The 1,920-nt window shown below is 51.6% G+C and carries 2 protein-coding genes; both read right to left on the bottom strand.

What is annotated here, in order from left to right:
• The coding region (locus KDK17_RS07395) for a hypothetical protein (RefSeq protein ID WP_257287733.1) at window positions 1-1,046 on the bottom strand (1,046 nt) is incomplete at its 3' end.
• Between the two features lie 204 nt (window positions 1,047-1,250).
• Window positions 1,251-1,920 (bottom strand): ankyrin repeat domain-containing protein (locus tag KDK17_RS07390; protein WP_257287732.1); only part of this gene is annotated, 670 nt, incomplete at its 5' end.

The following is a 1,920-nucleotide window of genomic DNA, read 5'->3' as shown; positions in this document are numbered from 1 at the left end:
AAACACCTCGAAATACAGTCCAGATCGAAGCGGTGGCCACAACATTGGGTTTTGAGGACCACAGGTATTGCATCACGACCATGGAAGTGAAGCAGGCAAATAGGACAGGGATCGGACTCCAATGGTACGTCAGTATCCATGGGGTTAGCGAGGCAAGCAATGTCATCCATGAGTAGTACACCCGTATCAGTCACATGACTTGCGCACCCTGGGCAATGTTCATTGTCTAAATGCGGGCATGAGCTTTGTTCTGGCGCTGTTCTTGTGTGGCCTGTCGAATGTTCTGCTGAATTTATCGACCACTCAGTGGGCCCACTGCTCTCGGATGACGGCCGGAATTGACAAAGGCCATGACAGGGAAAGACGAAACAATCTAAGCCCAAAGTATGCAGATGTTGCTGTGAGTCTCCGTTGCCATCGGCAGAGTCAGAATAAAGGAAGCTGTTGAAAGAGCCTGCAGGGCGGGCCGTGACTTCCTGAGCTCGCTGTCCCGATGACTCTGGCGGCGAGTGTTGTTGCCGGGCATTTCCGGAGCCAGGCATCGTAATGATGGCCGCCAATGGGTGAACTTGACACAGCTCTTTTTGTTTTATCGCATTAAACGACGATGAGTAGGTATTCCAATAATTTTTTAAAAGCCAACCAGCAGTGACAACGAATTCTACAGGCAACCATGAATAAGAGGCGGAGCTCATTGGGGTATTTTTGGTGGTCAGGATCAGTTCGTAACCTACCAGCAGACAAGTGGCGCAGAGCCATTGCCACGAAATTGATTCAATGGTGGTCGTTTTTAGCTTGCAACCGTTTAGTCTGTCTTGTTTCTCATTAGACGGTAAATCTGATCTTGCATCACCGTTTGTGTGGGAAATGTCTGAGAAAGTACCCGACAATGTGTGCTGTTCAGGTGTTATAGAAACGTTCTGGTTGGGAGAACCTGTTTTCTGTTCAAGCTCGACAACAAAACGTCTTGTCAACGTTTGAGCCTGACAGACGACGGACAATGTCATCAGTAACAACGGTGTTGCAAAGAGTAAGTGTTTAATCATTCTATCCTTGCATTCTGGTGAACAGAGAGGAAGGATAGATCAAGAAAATAACGCAAGTTACGCAGTTAACAGTTTTCAACTGCTCCAGAGAAGCTTTCAGCCCTGCCAGGGCCTCGACTTTTCAGCGTTTCCTGAAGATCGCCTTAACACCTGGAAGCCGTTTTTTCCGGATAAGATAACGCCTCTCTTTTGTTTCCTTCCTTGCTACCTTGCCCCGACCTCGGTCAGGGCTTTCACGCAGTCGGTATTGCCTACCTCGGTCGCTATGGACAGTGGGGTGGAGCCATCCGGCAAGGCGGCGTTGAGGTTTGCCCCGGCGTTGATCAGGATTTTCACGCAGTCGGTATTGCCCAGCTCGGCTGCGATGAACAGTGGGGTGGAGCCATCCGGCAAGGCGGCGTTAAGGTCTGCCCCGGCTTCGATCAGGGCTTTCACGCAGTCGGTATTGCCATCCCGGGCTGCAATGAACAGTGGGGTGGCACCATCCGACCGGGCGGCGTTGAGATCGGCCTTGGCTTCGATCAGGAGTTTCACGATGTCAGTATGGCCATTCTGGGCAACGATGGACAGCGGGGTGGTGCCATTCTTGGTCCGGGCGTTGAGATTCGCTTTGGCTTCGATCAGGAGTTTCACGATGTCGGTATTGCCCTTCTGGGCAGCGATTAGCAGAGGGGTTGTGCCATTAGACAAGGCGGCGTTGAGATTAGCCTTAGCTTCGAGCAGAACTTTCACGCAGTCGGTGTTATTTTCTTGGGCAGCGATGAACAGCGGGGTGGCACCTCTGTTAGTCTGGGTGTTGAGATCTGCTTTGGCCTCGACCAGGAGTTTCACGATGTCGGTATGGCCATTCTGGGCAGCGATGAACAGCGGGGTG

It is taken from the genome of Endozoicomonas sp. SESOKO2 (assembly GCF_024606245.1).
GTDB lineage: Bacteria > Pseudomonadota > Gammaproteobacteria > Pseudomonadales > Endozoicomonadaceae > Endozoicomonas_A.
The sequence above is the reverse complement of the archived record's forward strand: the minus strand, read 5'-3'. Positions and strand labels throughout refer to the sequence as shown.